Source organism: Oricola cellulosilytica (assembly GCF_019966575.1).
Lineage (GTDB): Bacteria > Pseudomonadota > Alphaproteobacteria > Rhizobiales > Rhizobiaceae > Oricola > Oricola cellulosilytica.
Map to the genome: position 1 here is coordinate 97,882 of NZ_JAINFK010000008.1, position 21,077 is coordinate 118,958.

General features: G+C 62.6%; 23 protein-coding genes. 14 read left to right on the forward strand and 9 right to left on the reverse strand.

The window, feature by feature from the left end:
* The first annotated feature begins 6 nt into the window (after nucleotides 1-6).
* The 4 genes from LC298_RS17140 to hemH all read left to right on the forward strand — a co-directional run bounded on the left by LC298_RS17140 (nucleotide 7) and on the right by hemH (nucleotide 5,327).
* The gene (locus LC298_RS17140; protein ID WP_428977571.1) at nucleotides 7-1,407 is read left to right on the forward strand and encodes a homospermidine synthase; all 1,401 of its coding nucleotides are present in this window, start codon (nucleotides 7-9) and stop codon (nucleotides 1,405-1,407) included.
* A 113-nt stretch (nucleotides 1,408-1,520) separates the two neighbouring features.
* Nucleotides 1,521-1,913 carry an outer membrane lipoprotein Omp10 gene (gene omp10, locus LC298_RS17145; protein ID WP_131571445.1) on the forward strand — a complete coding sequence of 131 codons (393 nt, stop codon included), beginning with the start codon at nucleotides 1,521-1,523 and terminating at the stop codon, nucleotides 1,911-1,913.
* Nucleotides 1,914-2,089: 176 nt separating this feature from the next.
* Nucleotides 2,090-4,129, forward strand: a complete 2,040-nt coding sequence (locus LC298_RS17150; protein WP_131571448.1) for a 5'-nucleotidase C-terminal domain-containing protein — start codon at nucleotides 2,090-2,092, stop codon at nucleotides 4,127-4,129.
* Between the two features lie 133 nt (nucleotides 4,130-4,262).
* Nucleotides 4,263-5,327 carry a ferrochelatase gene (gene hemH, locus LC298_RS17155; protein ID WP_131571451.1) on the forward strand — a complete coding sequence of 355 codons (1,065 nt, stop codon included), beginning with the start codon at nucleotides 4,263-4,265 and terminating at the stop codon, nucleotides 5,325-5,327.
* A 15-nt stretch (nucleotides 5,328-5,342) separates the two neighbouring features.
* On the opposite strand, the gene LC298_RS17160 is transcribed toward hemH, so the two are convergent.
* Nucleotides 5,343-6,338: a KpsF/GutQ family sugar-phosphate isomerase gene (locus tag LC298_RS17160; protein WP_131571453.1), complete on the reverse strand. Its 996-nt coding sequence runs from the start codon at nucleotides 6,336-6,338 to the stop codon at nucleotides 5,343-5,345.
* 219 nt (nucleotides 6,339-6,557) lie between these two features.
* Between LC298_RS17160 and LC298_RS17165 the strand changes: the two genes are divergently transcribed.
* The 3 genes from LC298_RS17165 (at nucleotide 6,558) to LC298_RS17175 (ending at nucleotide 10,800) form a co-directional block, all read left to right on the forward strand.
* The gene (locus LC298_RS17165; protein WP_158284806.1) at nucleotides 6,558-8,138 is read left to right on the forward strand and encodes an outer membrane beta-barrel protein; all 1,581 of its coding nucleotides are present in this window, start codon (nucleotides 6,558-6,560) and stop codon (nucleotides 8,136-8,138) included.
* Between the two features lie 127 nt (nucleotides 8,139-8,265).
* A complete protein-coding gene (locus LC298_RS17170; RefSeq protein ID WP_428977570.1) occupies nucleotides 8,266-9,489 on the forward strand; it encodes a lytic murein transglycosylase in 1,224 nt (407 codons plus the stop codon).
* Between the two features lie 30 nt (nucleotides 9,490-9,519).
* The gene (locus tag LC298_RS17175; RefSeq protein WP_158284807.1) at nucleotides 9,520-10,800 is read left to right on the forward strand and encodes an SGNH/GDSL hydrolase family protein; all 1,281 of its coding nucleotides are present in this window, start codon (nucleotides 9,520-9,522) and stop codon (nucleotides 10,798-10,800) included.
* 37 nt (nucleotides 10,801-10,837) lie between these two features.
* On the opposite strand, the gene LC298_RS17180 is transcribed toward LC298_RS17175, so the two are convergent.
* The gene (locus LC298_RS17180; protein ID WP_131571464.1) at nucleotides 10,838-11,146 is read right to left on the reverse strand and encodes a DUF1244 domain-containing protein; all 309 of its coding nucleotides are present in this window, start codon (nucleotides 11,144-11,146) and stop codon (nucleotides 10,838-10,840) included.
* 260 nt (nucleotides 11,147-11,406) lie between these two features.
* Between LC298_RS17180 and LC298_RS17185 the strand changes: the two genes are divergently transcribed.
* Both LC298_RS17185 and pyk read left to right on the forward strand, forming a co-directional pair.
* Nucleotides 11,407-11,859: a DUF1036 domain-containing protein gene (locus LC298_RS17185; protein WP_223385723.1), complete on the forward strand. Its 453-nt coding sequence runs from the start codon at nucleotides 11,407-11,409 to the stop codon at nucleotides 11,857-11,859.
* Nucleotides 11,856-13,292, forward strand: a complete 1,437-nt coding sequence (gene pyk / locus LC298_RS17190; RefSeq protein ID WP_131571467.1) for a pyruvate kinase — start codon at nucleotides 11,856-11,858, stop codon at nucleotides 13,290-13,292. The genes LC298_RS17185 and pyk overlap by 4 nt, the downstream gene beginning before the upstream one ends.
* A gap of 151 nt (nucleotides 13,293-13,443) precedes the next feature.
* Here pyk and LC298_RS17195 read toward each other — a convergent pair whose 3' ends face one another.
* The 5 genes from LC298_RS17195 to LC298_RS17215 all read right to left on the reverse strand — a co-directional run bounded on the left by LC298_RS17195 (nucleotide 13,444) and on the right by LC298_RS17215 (nucleotide 16,205).
* Nucleotides 13,444-14,094, reverse strand: a complete 651-nt coding sequence (locus LC298_RS17195) for a tetratricopeptide repeat protein (RefSeq protein WP_131571470.1) — start codon at nucleotides 14,092-14,094, stop codon at nucleotides 13,444-13,446.
* Between the two features lie 79 nt (nucleotides 14,095-14,173).
* Nucleotides 14,174-14,299 carry a type B 50S ribosomal protein L36 gene (gene ykgO / locus LC298_RS17200; protein WP_131571474.1) on the reverse strand — a complete coding sequence of 42 codons (126 nt, stop codon included), beginning with the start codon at nucleotides 14,297-14,299 and terminating at the stop codon, nucleotides 14,174-14,176.
* 97 nt (nucleotides 14,300-14,396) lie between these two features.
* Nucleotides 14,397-15,479: a 5-(carboxyamino)imidazole ribonucleotide synthase gene (locus LC298_RS17205; protein ID WP_131571477.1), complete on the reverse strand. Its 1,083-nt coding sequence runs from the start codon at nucleotides 15,477-15,479 to the stop codon at nucleotides 14,397-14,399.
* Entirely contained in the window at nucleotides 15,476-15,976 is a 501-nt protein-coding gene (purE, locus tag LC298_RS17210; protein ID WP_131571480.1) for a 5-(carboxyamino)imidazole ribonucleotide mutase, read from the reverse strand. The genes LC298_RS17205 and purE overlap by 4 nt, the downstream gene beginning before the upstream one ends.
* Before the next feature lie 25 nt (nucleotides 15,977-16,001).
* Complete coding sequence (locus tag LC298_RS17215; protein ID WP_131571483.1) at nucleotides 16,002-16,205, reverse strand: YdcH family protein; 204 nt, start codon at nucleotides 16,203-16,205, stop codon at nucleotides 16,002-16,004.
* A gap of 183 nt (nucleotides 16,206-16,388) precedes the next feature.
* Between LC298_RS17215 and LC298_RS17220 the strand changes: the two genes are divergently transcribed.
* Nucleotides 16,389-16,565, forward strand: coding sequence for a YdcH family protein (locus tag LC298_RS17220; RefSeq protein ID WP_131571486.1), 177 nt, complete (start codon nucleotides 16,389-16,391; stop codon nucleotides 16,563-16,565).
* Nucleotides 16,566-16,599: 34 nt separating this feature from the next.
* Here LC298_RS17220 and LC298_RS17225 read toward each other — a convergent pair whose 3' ends face one another.
* Together LC298_RS17225 and LC298_RS17230 are read right to left on the reverse strand one after the other, a co-directional pair.
* Nucleotides 16,600-16,866, reverse strand: a complete 267-nt coding sequence (locus LC298_RS17225; protein WP_131571489.1) for an ArsR/SmtB family transcription factor — start codon at nucleotides 16,864-16,866, stop codon at nucleotides 16,600-16,602.
* 46 nt (nucleotides 16,867-16,912) lie between these two features.
* Nucleotides 16,913-17,683 carry a sulfite exporter TauE/SafE family protein gene (locus tag LC298_RS17230; protein WP_131571493.1) on the reverse strand — a complete coding sequence of 257 codons (771 nt, stop codon included), beginning with the start codon at nucleotides 17,681-17,683 and terminating at the stop codon, nucleotides 16,913-16,915.
* A 137-nt stretch (nucleotides 17,684-17,820) separates the two neighbouring features.
* On the opposite strand from LC298_RS17230, the gene LC298_RS17235 reads away from it, so the two are divergent.
* The 4 genes from LC298_RS17235 to LC298_RS17250 all read left to right on the forward strand — a co-directional run bounded on the left by LC298_RS17235 (nucleotide 17,821) and on the right by LC298_RS17250 (nucleotide 21,059).
* Nucleotides 17,821-18,477, forward strand: a complete 657-nt coding sequence (locus LC298_RS17235) for a thiamine phosphate synthase (RefSeq protein WP_131571496.1) — start codon at nucleotides 17,821-17,823, stop codon at nucleotides 18,475-18,477.
* Nucleotides 18,477-19,502: a tetratricopeptide repeat protein gene (locus LC298_RS17240; protein ID WP_199223346.1), complete on the forward strand. Its 1,026-nt coding sequence runs from the start codon at nucleotides 18,477-18,479 to the stop codon at nucleotides 19,500-19,502. The genes LC298_RS17235 and LC298_RS17240 overlap by 1 nt, the downstream gene beginning before the upstream one ends.
* Before the next feature lie 143 nt (nucleotides 19,503-19,645).
* Nucleotides 19,646-20,209, forward strand: a complete 564-nt coding sequence (efp, locus tag LC298_RS17245) for an elongation factor P (protein WP_131571499.1) — start codon at nucleotides 19,646-19,648, stop codon at nucleotides 20,207-20,209.
* A 46-nt stretch (nucleotides 20,210-20,255) separates the two neighbouring features.
* A complete protein-coding gene (locus LC298_RS17250) occupies nucleotides 20,256-21,059 on the forward strand; it encodes an inositol monophosphatase family protein (protein ID WP_131571502.1) in 804 nt (267 codons plus the stop codon).
* Nucleotides 21,060-21,077: the final 18 nt, after the last annotated feature.

The following is a 21,077-nucleotide window of genomic DNA, read 5'->3' on the forward strand; positions in this document are numbered from 1 at the left end:
GTGGTGATGATCGGTTTTGGCTCGATCGGACGGGGCACGCTGCCGCTGATCGAGCGCCATTTCACCTATGATGAAAATCGCTTCATCGTGATCGAACCGAACGATGACGAAAACGACCGCGCGCTAATGAAGAAGCACGGTCTGCGGCATACCCGCGAGGCGCTCACCGCCGCCAATTACAAGGATGTGTTAAGGCCGCTGCTGACCGAGGGCGGCGGGCAGGCGTTCTGCGTCAACCTGTCGGTCGATACGTCGTCGCTCGATCTGATGAAATACTGCCGCGAACTCGGAGCGCTCTACATCGACACGGTGGTCGAGCCGTGGCTCGGGTTCTATTTCGACGACGAGGCCGACAATTCGGCGCGGACCAATTACGCGCTGCGCGAGACCGTCCGCCGCGAAAAACGCAGCAACCCGGGTGGCACCACCGCGGTGTCGTGTTCGGGCGCCAATCCGGGCATGGTGTCCTGGTTCGTCAAGCAGGCGCTCGTCAATCTCGCCGGCGACCTCGGTCTTGATTTCGAGGAACCCGCGCCCGATGACCGGGAAGGCTGGGCTGCCCTCATGGAAAAGGTGGGTGTGGAGGGGATTCACATAGCGGAACGCGACACACAGCGCTCCAAGACTCCAAAGGAACCCGATAATTTCTCCAATACCTGGTCGGTCGAGGGGTTTATCGCGGAAGGCCTGCAGCCGGCCGAACTAGGCTGGGGAACCCATGAAAAATGGATGCCCCCAAACGCCCATAACCACACAAAGGGCAGCAGGGCGGCGATCTGGCTCGACCAGCCCGGCGCGGCCACGCGGGTGCGCACCTGGTGTCCGACGCCGGGGGCCCAATACGGCTTCCTGGTGACGCATAACGAGGCGATTTCGATTGCTGACTTCTTCACCGTGTATGATGCGCAGGGCGAGGCCCGTTTCCGGCCGACCTGCCATTACGCCTACCATCCATGCAATAACGCCGTTCTTTCGCTGCACGAAATGTTCGGGCAGGCGGGGAAGCCTCAGTCCACTTTCAGCGTCATGGACGAGAACGAATTACTGGACGGGATCGATGAACTCGGCGTCCTGCTCTACGGACATGGCAAGAACGCCTATTGGTACGGTTCGCAATTATCGATCGAGGAAACTCGGGATCTCGCACCTTACCAAAATGCAACCGGGCTGCAGGTCACGTCGGCGGTGCTCGCAGGAATGGTTTGGGCACTGGAAAACCCGGAGGCGGGAATTGTTGAGACCGACGAGATGGACTTCCGCCGCTGCCTGGAAGTCCAGATGCCCTATCTCGGCCCGGTCAGGGGATATTATACCGACTGGACGCCGCTGACAGGACGCCCGGGCCTGTTCCCGGAAGACATCGACACAGCCGATCCGTGGCAGTTCCGCAACGTGCTTGTGCATTAATGCAGGGTTACCGGAACCGGATGGCGGTTCCCGCGTTTGCGAGCATAGTGACTTCAACGTCGGGCGAAAGTGACGTAAGCTTTCACCATTAACACTAAGGGGGGAATATGCGGATGCTTTCGAGAACACTCACTAGGACAGCCTCGGTCGCCTGCAGCTTTGCAGGCCTGACACTCCTGGCCGGATGCGTCATCGACGCACCGGCGCCGGGCGGGGGGTTGACGCCACGTAGGACAGCTAGTGCGGTCGAGGGGAATTGGGGGGATACGGGCGGTGTCGCCACATCGAGGTTCAGGAACGGAGCGTTCACCTCCTACGCCAACGACACCGGCAATCCGCTCGCGCAAGGGTCCTACCGGTATGTCGATTCGCGCACGATCGAGATCAATTTCACGTCGCTGGTCCGGCAGCAGCAGGTGCGCACCAATTGCCTGCTCGTCAACAACACCCAGATGAACTGCACCAGCAACACCGGGTCGCAATTCACGCTCGTCCGGCGCGCCTGACACGTAGCCGGATGGTCGGGATTTCTACATCCCGGCTTTTGCCCCGAAGATAACTTGCCTTCCGCCGTGGAGGGTGAAAACATCCTCTCCTGACAGTCGGTTGCACAGCAGCGCAAGCGACATGGTCCTTGTTCGCGCGGGCGATGCCGGCGCATCGATCGATGAGGGAGACTGGAATGAAACGTTTGACAACTCTTGCCATGGCCACGGTGTCGGTCCTGGCGCTCGGCACCGGCATCGCAACCGCCGAATACACACTCAACATTCTACACATCAACGATCTGCATTCGCGGATTGAGTCGATCAACAAGTACGACTCCACCTGCGGAGGCGAGGACGAGGCCGAAGGTAAGTGCTTTGGCGGCGTCGCGCGGCTCGTCACGGCGGTTGCGGCCGCGCGCGAGAAGATGGCGGACGGCAATGTGCTGTTTCTCAACGCGGGCGATAATTTCCAGGGTTCGCTTTTCTACACGACCTATAAGGGCGAGGCAGAAGCCGAGTTTCTCAACAAGATGGGCACCGATGTCATGACTGTCGGCAACCACGAATTCGACGATGGCGAACCGGGCTTGGCGTCTTTCCTGGAAAAGGCAGAGTTTCCCGTGGTGTCCGCGAACGTTCTCGCCGATTACAAATCCGAGCTGGGCGACCGGGTAAAAGCTTATGTTGTGCTCGAACGCGGGGGCGAAAAGATCGGCGTGGTTGGCGCCGTCGCTAACGATACCGACGAACTGTCTTCCCCCGGAAAGAACGTGTTAATCGCGGATGACGTCGCCTCGATCACCTCCGCTGTCGAGGCTTTGCAGGAGGAGGGTGTCGACAAGATCATCGCCCTGACCCATGTCGGCTACCCGCGCGATCTTGCAGCGATTGCGAAGATTCCGGGCGTTGATGTTGTCGTCGGCGGGCATACCAACACGCTGCTGTCGAACACGGATGAAAACGCCGTCGACGTTTATCCGACAATGGTCGACAATCCGGACGGATATCAGGTGCCGGTCGTGCAGGCCTATGCCTACGGCAAATATCTGGGCGACCTCACGGTCGTGTTCGATGACGAGGGTGTCGTAACCAGCGCCACCGGTGAACCGCAGCTTCTCGACGCTTCGGTCACACCGGATCAGGAAACGCTCGATCGCATCGCCGAACTGGCGGCGCCGATCGAGGAACTGAAAGGCCAAGTCATCGGCGAGACAACCGAGGCGATCGAAGGAAACCGCGACGTCTGCCGGGCGATGGAATGCCAGATGGGTAACCTCGTCGCAGATGCCATCTTGGAGCGCGTCGCCGATCAGGGTATTCAGGTCGCCATCCAGAACGGGGGCGGTCTTCGCGCATCCATCGACGCCGGCGAGGTGACGATGGGCGAGGTCTTGACGGTCCTGCCGTTCCAGAACACGCTCGCCACATTCCAGTTGAAGGGTTCCGATGTCGTCGCCGCTCTCGAGAACGGCGTCAGCCAGATTGAGGAAGGTGCCGGCCGTTTCCCGCAGGTCGCCGGTCTGAAGTATACCGTCGATCCGTCCACGGAGCCGGGCAGCCGAATATCGGAGGTGATGGTCGCTGACGGCAATGGCGGTTATGCGCCAATCGAGGCCGATGCAACGTACGGCGTGGCCTCGAACAATTTCATGCGTGGCGGCGGGGATGGGTATTCGGTCTTCGCAGACAACGCGATCGACGCCTACGATTACGGCCCGGGTGTCGAACAGGTGGTGGCAGACTATCTCGCGGAGAACAATCCCTACACGCCTTACACGGATGGCCGCATCCAGGTCGCCAAGGCGATGAGCGAGGAGAAGCCCGCCGAAGAGGCCGCGGTCGAATCGGAAGGTGAAACAACTGCCGATGTCACCGTCGACGTCCCGCAGACGGGTCTCGCCGCGACATCATTATCGACCGAGGCGCCGCCCGTCGCCGCGGAGGGCGCGATGGAAGCTGACGCAGAAGCGGAATCCGCCGTCAAGGTTCCGGAGACCGGACTGGCGGCGGGAGCGATCGCTTCCGAGGCTCCCATGGTGTCCGCCGGGGAGAATGCGGCGATGGACAAGAAGGACAGCACGAGCGTTCACATCGTCGTCCGCGGGGACAATTTTTGGGAACTGGCGAAGACCTATCTCGGCGACGCGCAAATGTGGACAAAGCTCAGGGACGCAAATCCCGACGTAAACCCGAACGCGCTTGAAGTCGGCGCGGAGTTGGTCATTCCGAACTGACTGCTCGGGACGGAACCGGAATCGGGCGCGGAGTCTTTCCGCGCCCAACCGCGTCGGGCGGACCGTTTTGCCGCATCCCGCGCCATTGAATTTGGCGGCGGCGGGGCTAATTTCGGCCCAAAGGACCTCGATCATGAATATTTCGACGACTATCGATCGCGCCCGTGCAAGGCAGGTGGGACCGCTCCCGCCGGAGCATCCGCCGGTGAAAATCCAAAAGGTCGGCGTGCTGCTGGTTAACCTCGGGACGCCCGATGCGACCGACTACAAGTCGATGCGCCGCTACCTGAAGGAATTCCTCACCGACAAGCGGGTCATCGAATGGCCGAGGGCGATCTGGTATCCGATCCTGTTCGGAATTGTCCTGAACACCCGGCCCGGCAAGGTCGGCAAGGCGTATGAGGAAATATGGAACAAGGAACTCGACGAGAGCTTTCTGCGCACCTACACGCGGTCGCAGGCCGACAAGCTGGCGGAAGCACTCGGGGCGCATGACGAGATCGTCGTTGACTGGGGCATGCGTTACGGCAACCCGTCGATAGAGTCGCGCCTCGCCGCACTGCGAGAGCAGGGCTGCGACCGCATCCTGGTTTTTCCGCTTTATCCGCAATATTCGGCCGCCACAACCGCCACCGTCAACGACAAAGCGTTCGAATCACTGATGAAAACGCGGTTCATGCCGGCCATTCGCACCGTATCCGCCTATCACGACGAGCCGGTCTATATCGAAGCGCTGGCGCGGTCGATCGAGCAGCATCTGTCAACGCTGGATTTCGAGCCCGAGAAGGTGATCGCCTCTTATCACGGCATTCCTCAGAGCTATTTTGAGCGAGGGGATCCCTATCATTGCCATTGCCAGAAGACATCGCGCCTTCTCGAGGAACGGCTCGGCTGGGAAAAGGGCCGTCTGATGACATGCTTCCAGTCACGGTTCGGGCCCGAGGAATGGCTACAGCCCTATTTCGACAAGACCATCGCGGAGCTTCCCCGGAACGGCGTGAAGAGCGTAGCCGTGCTCAACCCGGGGTTCGTTTCCGATTGCCTGGAAACGCTGGAAGAGATCGCGGGCGAGGGCGGCGAGATTTTTCGCGAGAATGGCGGGGTGAACTTTACCCACATCCCGTGCCTGAATGACAGTCCCGAAGGAATGGCGGTTATCGAGGCGATGGTACGCCGCGAATTGCAGGGCTGGATCTGAGGCGGACGCCCCCCGTCAGGCCGCGCCGACCCTTAGCAGGTCGTGCAGGTGAACGATGCCGACGGGGACACCGTTCTCGACCACCATCAGGGCGGTGATCGCGGAGGCGTTGACGATCGTCAGCGCCGAGGCGACGAGCGTCTCCTTGCCGATCGTTTTCGGCGTTGCCGTCATTACCTGATCGACCGTCATGGCCAGAAGATCGGCGTCGATATGACGGCGAAGGTCGCCATCCGTCACGATCCCGCACAGTCGGCCATCCTCTGCCAGGACGCCGACGCAACCAAATCCCTTCTCGGATATCCGCATGATCGCGTCGCGCATGCTGGCGCCGGCGCGGATCAGCGGAACCCGGTCGCCGGTATGCATGACCTCGCCGACCTTGGTGAGGCTCGCGCCGAGCTGGCCGCCCGGGTGGAAATCGCGAAAATCGAGCGCGGAAAAGCCGCGCATTTCCAGAAGCGCGACCGCGAGCGCGTCGCCCAGCGCCAGTTGCATCAGCGTGGATGTCGTTGGCGCCAGCCCATGCGGGCAGGCTTCCTCCGCCTTCGGCAGGAGGAGAACAATATCTGCTTCGCGGGCGAGGGTGGACTCTCCTCCGGCGGTCATCGCCACGAGAGGGATCTCGAAGCGGCGCGAGTAGCGGACGATGCCGCCCAGTTCCCTCGATTCCCCGGACCATGACATCGCGATGATTACGTCGTCGCGGGCGATCATGCCCAGGTCGCCGTGATTGGCCTCGGCGGGATGCACGAAAAAGGCAGGTGTGCCGGTCGACGCCAAAGTCGCGGCGATTTTCGAGCCGATATGCCCGCTCTTGCCGACGCCGGTGACGATCACCCTGCCGCTGATGTTGCCGATAACGTCGAGAGCTTTCCGGAAAGGCCCGCCGAGGCTGTTCGACAGCGCCTCGGCGAGGGCCTGCAGCCCCTTGCTTTCGATGGAAAGCGTATTCAGCGCGGAAGCAATGGCGGTCTCGGCCGGCTCGATCTTGTGTGCACGTTCACTCATGGCAGACCGCTACTCCAGTCCGCTGGATTTGTCCATGAACCGGCTCTCCACGGCTTCACATAAACGACTGCGATTGCACAGGAAACGCGCTGCTTTCCTAAGCTTTCGTTAACCACGGCGATTTAGGTTCCGGTAACGAAAACGAGGTGACGGGTCGTGCCGATTGGCCCCATGAAAACCAGTGCGATTATGCGAGGCGGCCCGGGGGGGTGCCTTGCGTTGGCGTTGCTCCTGCTTTCGGGGGCGGCGGACGCCTCTGCGCAGGAATTCGGCACGCTACGGGGGCGGGTTGCCGAGGATGTCCTGAATCAGCCAGGTGGCCGTTCCGCCCCCGATGACGCCGGAGATCGGGGCGGTATTCGCGTGCCCGAATATCGTCCGCTGGGCACCGGGACGGCCCCCGATGGCGAGGCCGCCGGTCGGGACGGGATCGCATTCGATCCGCTTGAAATGAACACCGGTGAAGACGGCGAGAACGCTGCCCGACCGAATGCGGGCAGCGATGGAACCACAGCGTCGGACGGCAGGATATCCTCCGTTCCCGGGCGGGTCGGCTCGGTCGGCTCTATCCCTTCCGTCCAGGGCGGTGGAGGGCAGCCGGAGAGCGATCCCTATGCGCCGGTGGGAACCCGCATAGGTTCCTTCATCCTGCGCTCAACGCTCGACCTCGGCCTCTCCAGCTCGCGCGAGACGACGACCTTTGCGAGCGGAACGCCCCCCGTAGCGGCTGAGTCCACGAGCATTTCCGTTCTCGGCGACGGGGCATTGCGCCTCGACCTCGATTCGGACTGGAGCCGGCACGCGCTGAATGTCGACGCGCTTGGCCGGTTGCAACGCGACATCAGCGATGACGGCGACCGAAAGATCGAGCCGGAGGTCCTGCTCGACGCGGTTGCCCGCATCGATGTGCGCGAAGGCACCACGGTGACGGCAACGGCTGGGTACGCCTACCGGCTTGACGATGCGCAGTCGGCGGCATTTTACGCGGCGACCGATCCGGCGCTCGTGCCCGCCGTCAGCGGCACCAACGATCCGCCGACGCAGACGCTGGACGGATCGCTTTCGCTCCGGCAGGACTTCCGATCGTTGTTCGGAGAGGCCGGCGTGTCGGTAGAACGCACCCTTCATGGCGCGGCCGAGCTAAGTGACGGTTCGTCGATCTCGCAAAATGATCTCGACAATACCGTCTATGATGGCCGCCTTCGGGCCGGATTCGAATTGTCGCCTGTGTTTTCCCCCTTCGTCGAAGTCGGTTACGGCATCCGCAGGATGGACGAGCGGCCGGACAGCGGCGGCATGGATAGAAATGCTGTCCGTTATGCGGCGCGGGCGGGAACCGGGATCGATCTTGGCGAAAAGCTGAACGGTGAAGTTGCGATCGGTTATCTGCGCGAAGACGTTGCCGACCCCCTGCTCGAGGATATCGACGGTATCGCCCTCGATGCCCTGGTTAATTGGTCACCGCGCCGGGAAACCGACGTGACGTTGCGCTTGGCGACGACCACCGAGACGAGCAGCGTCGGCGGCGAGAGCGGAGCGCTGCTCTATTCCGGCGATCTGGCAGTGACACACCGGATTCGCGCGAACCTGTCGGCGGAAGCTTCGCTCGGCGCAGATTTCCGGGATGTCCGGGGCGGGGCCGACGAAACCACAGTCGCCGGCCAGACAGGCCTGACCTACTGGTTCAACCGGTTCGCCGGCCTAACCACGCGCCTCAGGCACGAAGAGACCTACAGTTCAGATCCGCTCGAGCGTTCTACCACCACGAGCGCGTTCGTCGGCCTGAGATTGCAACACTAGCGGGGGGCTGTCGAAAAATCGCCATCGAATCGGACCAGAACAGGACCGGCCGTATCGTGAGATTTTCATCGTCCACGCCATGCAAATCGTAGCTAAAGCATGCATATCGCACCTAAAGGGGGTGTCCGTGACAGACTTCAAATTCCATCGGCACATTGCCGGAGCACTCGTCGCATCGGCCACGGCATTCGCTCCGCTCGGAGGATCGGTCGCCCATGCGGACGCCGGGTTCCAGCGCTGGATCAGCGACTTCCGCTCGACCGCCGCGAAGAACGGCATCTCGGGAGCGGTCTATGACCAGGCCTTTGCCGGTGTGAACGCGCCGGATGGCGAAGTGCTGAAAAAGGCGAGGTTTCAACCGGAATTCCGGGACGAGGCGTGGCAGTATATTGATGGGCGGGTACATGAGCGCTCGGTCGCGACCGGCCGCCAGATGCTCCGCAAATATGGCCGGCTGCTCGACCGGATCGAGCGACAGACGGGCGTTAGCCGCAATATCGTTCTCGCCATCTGGTCGATGGAGTCCGATTACGGCGAATTCCTCAAGCGCACCGACCGGTTGCATTACGTGCCGCAGGCGCTGGCGACCTTGGCCTATGCCGACGACAGGCGTTCCAAATATGCGCGCGGCCAGTTGATCGGCGCGCTGCAGATGCTTCAGCGCGGCGATGTATCGCGCAACGGGCTGGTCGGGTCATGGGCCGGCGCGATGGGGCACACGCAGTTCATTCCGACCAGCTATCTTGCCTTCGCGGTGGACGGCGACGGCGACGGGCGCAAGGATATCTGGAATTCGGTTCCCGATGCGTTGTGGACGGCGGCGAACCTGCTCAAGCGCAATGGCTGGCGCGCCGGCGAAACCTGGGGCTACGAGGTGACGCTGCCTGCGGGCCGGAAGTTCCCCGGCGGGTCTATGTCGCTTTCGCAGTGGGAAAGCATTGGCGTGCGCCGCACCAATGGCAGTTCGTTTCCGCGGCCCGGACAGTCGGCGGAACTGAAAGTCCTGCAGGGACGCGACGGCCCGGCCTTCCTGATGGTGAAGAACTTCTTCGTTCTCAAACGCTACAACAATGCCGACAAATATGCGCTCGCCGTCGGCCTGCTCGCAGATCAGATTGGCGGCGGTGCGCCTCCCGCGCGCGACTGGTCGCGGCCTTTCACCAAGCTGAGCATCGCGGAAAGCGAGGAACTGCAGACCCGTCTGAAACGGGCCGGGTTCTATGACGGCGAGGTCGACGGCAAGATCGGACCGGCCTCGCGGACCGCGATCAAGTCGTATCAGGCCCGTTACGGCCTCGAACAGGATGGTTTCGCATCGATGGAACTGCTACAAGTCCTGCGGCGGCGATAGTCCGCCAGACTCCCGAAGCGAGCCATCCACGTGTTGTCATTCAGTCGCCTGCGTACCTGTCTCTTTGCGGTTCCCGTGGCGGTCGCGTTGCTTCTGACCGGCTTTCCTCCGGAAACATCCAGGCTCGACGGCATCGGCGAAGCGCAGGCGCAGCAGCAGCAGCCCCGGCGCCGTACCCTGCTGGAACTGCTGAAAGGGAACCAGCAGCAGCAGGTCGCGCCGCAGGTCAAGAAGGCGCCGAAACGCGCCACGCGGCGCACGACCAAGACCCGCAAGACATCCAGGCGAAGCAACCGTACCGTCAAGCGAACGGTCACAACGTCCGCGCCGCGGGCGCCGGCGGTCGCGGAGAGCGAGACGGTCGAAAAGCTCGATAGCGCCCGGACTGTCCTCGTTGTCGGCGATTTCATCGCCGGCGGGCTCGCCCAGGGGCTGGAAGAGGCATTCGCCGACGTGGCCGGGGTACGGATCGTGTCACGGGCCAATGGCTCGTCGGGCTTCGTACGCGATGATTTTTACGACTGGCCCGCATCCGTCGGTGCGATCATCGAGGAGGTCTCACCAGCGGTCGTCGTGGTGATGATCGGCTCCAACGATCGGCAGGCGATGCGTGTAGGCGGCCGAAGCGAGGAGGTTCGCACCGGGGCGTGGGACCGTGAATATATCTCTCGCGTCAACAGCTTTGCGGCTGCCGTCCAGGCAACCAACACTCCGCTCGTCTGGGTCGGCGGCCCGCCATTCCGCTTCAAGAGCATGTCGGCCGATATTCTCGCCTTCAACGAGTTCTATCGCGATGCGGCCACCGCGGTTGGCGGCACGTTTGTCGACATCTGGGACGGTTTTGTCGACGAGGATGGCGCCTTCGTCGCCAGCGGATCGGGGGTCAGTGGGCAGACCGTGCGGTTGCGGGCGTCCGACGGCATAAATTTCACCAAGGACGGGAAACGCAAGCTGGCCTTCTATGTCGAGCGACAGATCCGGCAGATGCTCGGGGACGCCGCGTCGCCGCTGCTGACTACGCTTGCGCCGGAGAGCTTCTCGACCATGCGGCTGCCGCCGCTGCAACCGGAGACGGATCTTGTTCGGATAAACCCGATCCCGCTCACCGATCCCGAGCTCGATGGCGGTGCGGCCCTTCTCGGCGACATCACGCGCCGCGAGCGCGAAGCCGGAAACAACCCTCTCCAAGCAAAATCGATCCGCCGAAAGCTTGTGCAGGACGGGGTTCCGCCACCGCCCATGCCCGGTCGCGCGAACGATTTCACCTGGCCGGAGGATGAACCGCAGGCCGAACCGGTCGAGCCGTCCTAGGGTCCGGACCCTAGAGCGTCACGGCTGGTGCGACAGCTCAATGATGGTCGGGCGCCGATTGTTCGAACTGCTGTTTTTGCGCCTCGGTTGCTTCGGTTTGATACTTTTCGCGCCATTCGGAATACGGCATGCCGTAAATGATCTCGCGGGCCTCATCCTTCGTCAGGTCGATGCCCTCCGCGTCTGCGGCGTCCTTGTACCAGTTGGAAAGACAATTGCGGCAAAAGCCCGCAAGGTTCATCAGATCGATGTTCTGGACATCGGTTCGCGCGCGCAGATGCGAAACGAGTCGGCGAAAGGCGGCGGCTTCGAGTTCGATCTGCTTGGTCGATGGAATTTCGGTCATAAAATGCTCCGGTTGGGTGTGTGATGCAGATAATGCGATCATTTGCGCACTCTTCAAGGGATGTGGTCTTTAAAAGACCCGTCTTCAGGGGAGCGTCGCACCGACCAATCAAGTTCGGGATCGCGGTAGCTTTGCATTGACATCGAGCGACACAATGCGACAAACCTCGAAGGAGCGCCGATCTCTCCCGCGTCACACCACAGTCATTGAAAATGCTCAAAATCCAGCAAAATAAATCGATTTGTATACAGGTGTTGTGTATGTTCGCGATGCTTGTCGGGGCATCGCTAGCCGCCACACCCTCTGCCCGGGCCGATTTCCGCGTCTGTAATGCCACCCAGGATCTCGTTGGCGTCGCGATTGGTTATCGGGCGCGGGCCGGATGGATCACCGAAGGCTGGTGGGCCGTCGAGGGATCGACATGCAAAACGCTGATCGAGGGACCGTTGGAGTCCCGTTATTATTATCTTTATGCCGAGGATGGCGTGCGCGGGGGCCGGTGGGACGGGCCAATCAGCATGTGCATCGCGGAGTTGCAGTTCAAGATCACCGGCGTGAATGATTGTTACGCAAGGGGTTTTCAAAAGGCAGGGTTCCGGGAATACGACACCGGCAACCAGTCCAACTGGATGGTGCAGCTTGTCGAAGATCCGGATCCGGCCTTGAGCGGCGGACAGGCGCAGCCGTTGATTACGCAGGGGGAAGGCCAGTGAAGCGCGGCCGCAAAGTCAAGATTCTGGCCACGCTCGGACCGGCCTCGTCGTCCGAGGAGATGATCCGGAAGCTCTATGACGCCGGGGCCGACGTGTTCCGGATCAATATGAGTCATGCCAGCCACGACGTGATGCGCGATCTTGTCAGGCGGATTCGGACAGTCGAGAAAAAGGCGGGGCGACCGATCGGCATCCTTGGCGATCTGCAGGGCCCGAAGCTGCGCGTTGGAGCTTTCGAAGACGATGCGGTCGAACTCGAGCCCGGACAGACCTTCACTCTCGACGGCGTCGCCAAACCCGGCGACAAGACGCGCGTCTATCTTCCGCATCCGGAGATCCTCGAAGCTGTCCAACCTGGCCATCGCCTGCTCATCGACGACGGACGGCTGGCGCTGATTGCCGAGAAGGCCGATGGAAGGTCGATCGTCACCAAGGTCGTCTCCGGCACGAAGATTTCGTCCAGGAAGGGCGTGAGCCTCCCCGATACGACGCTTGGCGTCGGCGCGCTGACCGAAAAGGACCGCAAGGACCTCGACGCCATTCTCAAGGAGGAGATCGACTGGGTGGCGCTGTCGTTCATCCAGCGACCGGACGACCTCGCCGAGGTGCGTAAGATCGCCCGCGGCAGGGTCGGGCTCCTGTCGAAGATCGAGAAACCCCAGGCGGTTGAACGCATCGACGAGATCATCGAACTGTCGGACGCCATCATGGTGGCGCGCGGCGACCTCGGAGTAGAGGTGCCGCTGGAAGCCGTTCCAGGTATTCAGAAGCAGATCACCCGTGCGGCCCGGCGGGCAGGCAAGCCGGTGGTCGTCGCGACCCAGATGCTCGAATCAATGATCACTGCGCCGGTGCCCACCCGCGCCGAGGTGTCGGATGTCGCGACTGCCGTGTTCGAGGGTGCGGACGCGGTGATGCTGTCTGCCGAATCCGCCGCGGGCGATTATCCTGTCGAGGCGGTCGCCACCATGTCGCGCATCGCCGAAAAGGTCGAAAGGGACATGAACTATCCGGGCATCATCAACGCCCAGCGTCCGGAAGCCGAGGCCACGGGCTCGGATGCCATATCCGCCGCCGCGCGCCAGATCGCGCAAACCCTGAAACTCTCGGCAATAGTCTGCTACACCGCATCCGGCACGACCGGGCTGCGCGCCTCGCGCGAACGGCCTTCGACGCCGGTCATCGCGCTTTCGCCGGTCATCGAGACCGCGCGCCGGCTGGCTCTGGTCTGGGGACTTCACTGCGTCGTGACGGACGATGCGAGCGATCTCGACGACATGGTGGACCGCGCCTGCCGGATCGCGTTTCGTGAGGAGTTCGCCAGGCCGGGCGACCGTGTGATCATCACGGCAGGCGTGCCATTGCGCACCCCCGGTGCAACCAACATGCTCCGGATCGCCTATATCGGCTCGGACGGAATGTCGGGAATCTGATCCCGCGGCCGGTGCCGACGCTACCTCAGCCAGCGTTCGAACGGACCAAAACGGTCGCCGACCAGACGTTTCTCCAGCTCGCGCGCCATTTCCTGCAGATCGCGCGGCTTGCCGGCCAGCTTTTCGATGGCAGGGAGAGGAGCGGAGGTGATCAGGCGGGTTCGGCGGCAAGTTCGTCGGTGAGACGGATGACGGCGCGCTGCGCCGATTCCATCGCCGGATAGACGGCCAATGCGCGCTCCCAGGCCCGGAGCGCAGCCTCCTTGCGGCCGACGCGTTCGAGAATGGTTGCCATGCCGGCCAGCGCGCCGAAGTGGCGTGGCTCCAGTTCGAGGGTCTTCTGGATATCGGTCATCGACTTGGCGAAATTGTCCATCGAATAGTGAAGCGTCGCCCGGCGATTCCATCCCTCGGCAAATCCGGGCGCGCGCGTCACGACCTGATCCAGGAAGTCGAGCGCCACATTGTATTTCTTCTCGTCGTAGGCCGTATTCGCCCAGCCCATCATCAAGTCGACAGTCGCACTGCCGGAGCGGAACCATTGGGCCCAGATGCCGTCCGCGATGGTCTTTGCATGACGGGGATCGCGCGCACGCTTGAGCCGGGCGAACAACTCGTCGAGGCGGCTTTGCTCTGGAGCGGCTGCTGTCGGCACGTCGTCGGAGACCGGCGGCGGCGCGGTCAGATTTTCTTCTGGAACGGGAAGCGCCTCTTCAGGCTCGAGTTCGTCGAGGCCCTGCGCATACGCGCTTGCCGTCAACAAGGTTGCGCCAAGCGCAAGGATGCAAAAATACGTTCGCATGCGGGTAAGGTATTTCCCGCCACGCAAACGTCAAACGCAATTTTGTGTGAAATCGCGACGCATGTCCGCGTCGCCGCGATCAGCCCTGACGCGCCTTGTAACGCGGGTTCTGCTTGTTGATCACGTAAACACGGCCCTTGCGGCGAACGAGCCGGTTGTTGCGGTCGCGCTCTTTCAGCGACTTGAGCGAGTTCTTGATCTTCATCTTTCAGCCTATGCGGCCCTTGGGGGCTCAAACAAAAACGCGCCGGAAGGCGCGCGAAACCAGATTGGCGGTGGATAACCGAGAACCCCGGCAAATGTCAACCGAGGCGTGGACGCAGCCGCGTGAAATGCCCCATTTTCCTGCCCGGGCGGCTTTCCGCCTTGCCGTAGTCATGCAGAACCACGTTCGGCGCCCGGGCAAGCTCCGGCATCCGGCCGATATCGTCCCCGATCAGATTTTCCATCACACAGTCGCTATGGCGGTCAGGGGCGCCAAGCGGCCATCCGGCCACGGCGCGGATGTGCTGCTCGAACTGGGAAACCGCGCAGGCCGCTTCCGTCCAGTGGCCCGAATTGTGGACGCGCGGGGCGAACTCGTTGGCGCGCAGGGTGCCGTCCGCCATGACGAAGAGTTCAAGCCCCAGCGTGCCGACATAGGAGAGCGCATCCGCAAGTTTCGCCGCTGTGCGAACGGCTTGCTCCCCGACAGGTTCTGCGATGCCGGCGGGCACCGTCGATGTCGAGAGGATGCCCTCTGCATGGACGTTGCGCGCCGGTTCGTAGCACACGGTCGTGCCGTCCCCGCCGCGTGTCACGATCACGGAAATCTCGCCTTCGAAAGGGGCGAACGCCTCGAGGATCGCGGGCGCATGGCCGATCTCGCCCAGCGCTTCTTCGGGGCTCGGATCGCCGGCGGCGCCGCGGAAGCGGATCTGCCCCTTGCCGTCGTAGCCGAGACGCCGCGTCTTCAGGATGCCGCGCCCGCCGAACGCGGCGAGAGCGTCCGCAAGCGATGCCGCATCGGCGACATCGCGAAAGCCGACGGTCGGTATTCCGTTGGCGTTGAGAAACGTTTTCTCGATCAGCCGGTCCTGCGCCGTCTCCAGGGCGGTCGCGCCGGGCCGCAGGACTGCATTTTTCTCGAGCCAGCGGGCCGCCCCGAGGGCGATGTTCTCGAATTCGTAGGTGATCGCGTCGCATCGGCGCGCCAGTTGGGCAAGTGCGGTCATGTCGTCGTAGGCAGCCGCGATGTGCTCGTTGCAGGTCTGCGCCGCCGGGCAATTTTCCGCCGGATCGAGCACGCATGTCCGAAATCCAAGCCGGGCAGCCGCGATGGCGAGCATGCGTCCGAGCTGTCCGCCGCCGACAATGCCGATGGTCGCGCCGCGAGCAAGTGTCATTTTGCCGCGGTTTCCGTGTCTTCGGGTTTTTCGGCCACGGATGCTGTGCGGCCTTCCCGCCAGGCGTCGAGCCGTGCCGCGAGCGCCTCATCCTGAAGGGCGAGAATAGCCGCCGCCATCAGCCCCGCATTGGTCGCGCCGGCGTTGCCGATCGCAAGTGTTCCGACCGGAATGCCGGCCGGCATCTGCACGATCGACAACAGGGAGTCCTCGCCGGAGAGCGCCTTTGACTGGACAGGCACGCCCAATACCGGAAGCGGGGTCATCGAGGCGGTCATGCCGGGAAGATGCGCCGCGCCGCCCGCGCCCGCAATGATCACCTTGAACCCCGCCTGTTTGGCGGATTTCGCGAACTCGACCATGCGGTCCGGCGTGCGGTGCGCGGAAACGATCCTGGCCTCGTGGCTGACCCCCAGCTCGTCGAGAATCTCAGCGGCAAAGCGCATTGTGGGCCAGTCCGATTGGCTGCCCATGATGATGGCGACGTCTGCTGGCATGTCTTCGACCTGGGTCTTCTCCGCTTCAGGCGATGATGTCCGGGATGATCTGGTCCTCAATGTCCTGTAGCTTGTCCTTGATCGCCAGCTTCTTCTTCTTCATCCGCTGAATCTGCAAGGGGCTGCACCCGGCCTTCGTCATCGCGTCGATCGCCGCATCGTAGTCGGCATGCTCCTGCTTCAGTCGCGCAAAAGCCAGCCGCAAATCCGCCTGGTCCTGTTCAGACATGCCCCGTCCTTTCCGCGCCTCCGTTGCCGTCGGCGCCGCCTTTCCCCATGCGCCGCTAGTTGGTCTATCTTTGCAACACTTCTTGCGCCATTTCCACAGATGGGCATTCGACAGAAACCGCTTTTCGTGCCAGCATGGCAAGTCCGGCCGATCCCGCCGGACATTGCGAAAGGAGGCATCTCTATGTCAATTGAAGCTCACCTTGAAACCCTCGTGCGCAAACATGGTGATCTGGAGTCCCAAATCTCGCAAATCCTTACCAGGCCCATGCCCGATCAAGTCGAGCTTATGCAGTTGAAACGCGAAAAACTGCGCCTCAAGGAAGAAATCGAACGTATCAAGGTCGAAACGCGCCACTGACAGGTACCGCTCTTCGGACATTAGACTCGGGACCTCAGTCTCCGCTCCAGAACTGGTCCAGCCAGATGTTGAGCGGCAGGAAGGCTGCGTCGTTCACACTGTAGATCCGCCGGGTTCCTTCCGCTTTCGCGGAAACGAGCCCGGCATCGAGCAATATTTTCATGTGCTGCGAGACGGCGGGCCGCGACACCGGTAGGATCTCCGCCAATTGGCCCACCGTTGACGGCGAACGCCGCATCGCTTCCAGCATCGTGCGCCGGTGCGGGTCGGCGATGGCGTGAAACGGGTCGGCTCCGGACATTGTTCTTCGTAAGCTATTACTTACGTTGCGTCAAGCTGGGCTGTTATTAGGGCATAATGGCTGCCAGGCCGTCATAGACCAGCTTGATGCCGACGAACATGACCATCGCATACATGAACGGATAGAAGATGGCGCTGTTCATCCGCTTGACCAGCCAGGCGCCTGCGATCGTCGCCAGGGGCGCGATCGGCATCAGAACCGCCGACGTGCCGAGGTTGGTGGCATCGAACTGTCCAAGCGCGAAATACGGGATCAGCTTGACCGCGTTGATGACGGCGAAGAAAACCACCGACGTTCCGGTGAAGAGCTTCGGATCCTGTCCCAGCGGGAGCGTGTAGAACTGGTAGGGTGGCCCGCCTGCGTGAGAAACGAAGCTGGTGAATCCGGCAATGGTTCCCCAAAATCCGCCCTTGACCGGATTGTGCGGACTTGCCGTCGTCGGAGACGACTTCATCCGTCGGCGCACGTAATCGGCGACGAAGGCCAACGCGACGATGCCGACAAGAAGCCGGACATGGTCCGCTGTCACCCAGGCTGCTGTCAGCCAGCCGATACCGATGCCCAATACTCCCGCCGGCAGCATGATCTTCAGCGTTTGCCGGTCGAAATGGCCGCGCCACGTCCACAGCCCGACCATGTCCATCACGATCAGGATCGGCAGCATGATTGCCGCCGCGGCGACCGGCGAGACCACGAGCGCCATCATCGGCACGCCCAGCAGGGCCATCGCGCCGCCGAAGCCGCCTTTCGACATGCCGACGAAGATCACGGCCGGAACGGCCAGCGCGTAGAACACGGGGTCGGTTATGAGCGGCATCGGGCGGGAGTTCCGTTTGGATCAGTCCGCTTATCCCAATCGCCGTGCGAGTGAAAGCGCGCTGCCGCCGTGCTGGCTGCCCCAAAGCGGTCGAATTTGCGGTTGAAGGCTGACGCTGCGACCCATAGTACGTGGATATGACACATTCGGTTACCGATCGCTGCCGCCTGGTGCTGGTGGTGCCCAAAGGACTCGCCGGGGCCGATCTCGGCGCCGCGTTGAAGGATGCGCTGTCGGGGGGCGACGTGGCCTCGGTGATTCTGCCCGCTTACGATCTGGACGACGCCGCCTTCCAGCGCCAACTCGAGGCCTGCGTGCCCATCGCGCAGGATGCTGGAGCTGCCGCAATCGTCGCCGAGGATACCCGCGCATTCGGACGGGTCGGCGCCGATGGCATTCATTTGAGCGGCGGTCCGGCCGAAGTCGCCGAAGCCGTTGAAAAATCTGCCGGCAGGCACATTGTCGGCGCGAGCGCAGGCGATACCCGCCACCGCGCGCTCGAAATCGGCGAGGCCCGTCCGGACTACCTGCTCTTCGGGCGGTTCGGACAGGACACCCATCCCGAACCGTATCGCAAAAATCTCGCCCTCGCCGAGTGGTGGTCTGCGATCGTGGAGATTCCGGGCGTGGTGATGGGCGGCGCGGATCTCGCGACGCTCGGCCAGGCAGCGGGGACGGGCGTCGAGTTCGTCGCGCTCTCACGGGCAATCTTCGAGGATGTGCGCGGTGCGGGCGCCGCGGTGGCCGCCGCCAACGATGTTCTCGAAAAGCACCCCCTTGCGGAGGAAGCGTGATGCGCGGCGGGGCAGGCGACAGGCTGATCCCGGCCGCGGTTCTGCTGGCGACTTTCATGTGCGCATTCGCCGCCACCAGTTCAGCGTTTGCCGCACCGGGAGATCCGGACATATCCGAAATGGTCCGCGAAAAACCCGAACCGGAGTCCGAAGGCGAACCCGATCCGATGACGGTTGCGCCTTCGCGGTTCGGCGTACGGCCCGCCGACGAAGCGTTTGGCGCGTTCCAGCGCGGTCTCTACCTGACTGCCCGAAATCTTGCTCTGCCGCGCGCGGAGGAGGGTGACGCCGCTGCGCAGACCCTGCTTGCGGAGATCTATTCGCGAGGGCTCGGCGTGGCGCGCGATCCCGCCGCGGCAACGCAGTGGTACAAGAAAGCGGCGGAGCAAGGCGTTCCGGAAGCGCAGTTGCAATATGCCCTTATCCTCAACCGCAAGGGTGCGGACGACGACCAGACCGCTCGCGCTCGCGAACTGATGAAGGCGGCGGCGGACGCCGGAAACGGAAACGCCGAATTCAACTATGCGCAGATGCTGGTCAGCGAGCGCCGTGGCAGCGACCGGATCGCCGAAGCCTATCCTTATTTCCTCCGGGCTGCCCGAAAGGGGATTCCCGACGCGCAATATGCCGTCAGCCAATATCTTTCGTCCGGGCCGGGCGAAATAGAGCGCGATCTCGAAAAGGCCCGCGAATGGCTGATTAAGGCAGCGCGGCAAAACTTTGACACGGCGCAAATCGAACTCGGTGAGTGGTATCTGAAGGGCATTGGGGGAGATCGCGATCTCAAGCGGGCCTTCGCGTGGACCATTCGCGCCGCACGCGGCGGCAACGTGGCCGCCCAGGCCAAGGTCGCCCGCCTCTATTGGGGCGGTCTCGGGGTTGAGCCGGATGAGGCGGAGGCCGCTGCATGGTACGTCGTCTCGCGCCGTGCCGGGCTCCGGGACAGGGCGCTGGACGATTTCTGGGAGGGGTTGACGGCCAGGGAGCAGCGCGCCGCGATCGAGCGCGCCAACGCATTGCGGTAAATCACGCAACGGCCGGACGGGCCGGTGTCCATCGGTTCGCCGAGAGGCCTGTCGAACTGCAACGCTTGAAAGATTACCGCATTTGTGGTCTTGAACCGCCAATCTCATCGCCCCTTGGCGGGCGCACGCATCGGTGATCAAGCATGAAAATCAATGGAAACGAAATCCGGCCCGGAAATGTGGTCGAGCACAATGGCGGCCTTTGGGTCGCGGTCAAATGCAACGCGGTCAAGCCCGGCAAGGGTGGCGCGTTCAACCAGGTCGAACTCAAGAACCTGATCGACGGCACCAAGCTGAACGAGCGGTTCCGGTCGAGCGAGACGGTGGAAAAGGTCCGCCTCGAGCAGAAGGATTTCCAGTTTCTCTACGAGCAGGACAATGCCCTCGTGTTCATGGATACCGAATCCTATGAGCAACTCGAGTTGCAGAAGGAATTCGTCGGCGACCGGGCGGCGTTCCTGCAGGACGGGATGACGGTGACCGTAGAACTGCACGAAGAGCGTCCGATCGGCATTTCGCTGCCGGATCAGGTGGTGCTCGAAATCTCGGAAGCCGATCCGGTGGTCAAGGGCCAGACGGCGGCTTCTTCCTACAAGCCTGCCGTTCTTGAGAACGGCGTCCGCATTCTCGTTCCGCCATTCATCGCGGCAGGCGAGCGGGTGCTCGTCGACACCAATGAGATTGCATATCTGCGCCGCGCCGACTGAAGCTTCCGGTTTCATCCAGCGGTACATCTAGAAACGGGTAAGATTTATGGCGCGCTCCGCACTTCTCAACGTGATGGTCCAGGCCGCGATGAAGGCCGGCCGCGGTTTGTCGCGGGATTTCGGCGAAGTGCAAAACCTCCAGGTGTCGGTCAAGGGACCGGGCGATTTCGTCAGTCAGGCCGATCACCGCGCGGAGGAGGTTCTGCGCACCGAACTTCAGCGGGCGCGGCCGAAATACGGGTTCCTGCTCGAGGAAAGCGGTGCGATTGCAGGCGAGGACGATCAGCACCGCTGGATTGTGGACCCTCTCGATGGCACCACCAACTTCCTGCACGGCATACCGCATTTCGCAATCTCGATCGCGCTCGAGCGCCAGGGGCAGATCGTCGCGGGTGTCGTGTTCAATCCGGTTTCGGACGAGCTCTATACGGCCGAGAAGGGTGGGGGCGCCTATCTCAACGACCGCCGGCTGCGCGTCGCCGGACGGCGCAAGCTGACGGATTGCGTCATCGGCTGTGGTTTGCCGCATCTCGGCCGTGGAGATCACGGCCGGTTCCTGGTGCAGTTGCGCCATGTGATGAGCGAGGCGATCGGCGTTCGCCGGAGCGGGGCCGCTTCCCTCGATCTGGCCTATGTGGCGGCCGGCCGTTTTGACGGCTTCTGGGAGGACGGCTTGTCGCCATGGGATATGGCGGCGGGAATGTTGCTGATTCGCGAGGCCGGAGGGTTCGCCACGGATGCCTCCGGCGGAGCCGACATTCTGGGGCGGGGCGACATCGTCGCGGGCAACGAGGTGGTCCAGAAGGCGCTTCTGGCGGCCATCAAAAGGCCGCTGTCCGGAACGGATTAATCGAGCAGGGGACGGGCG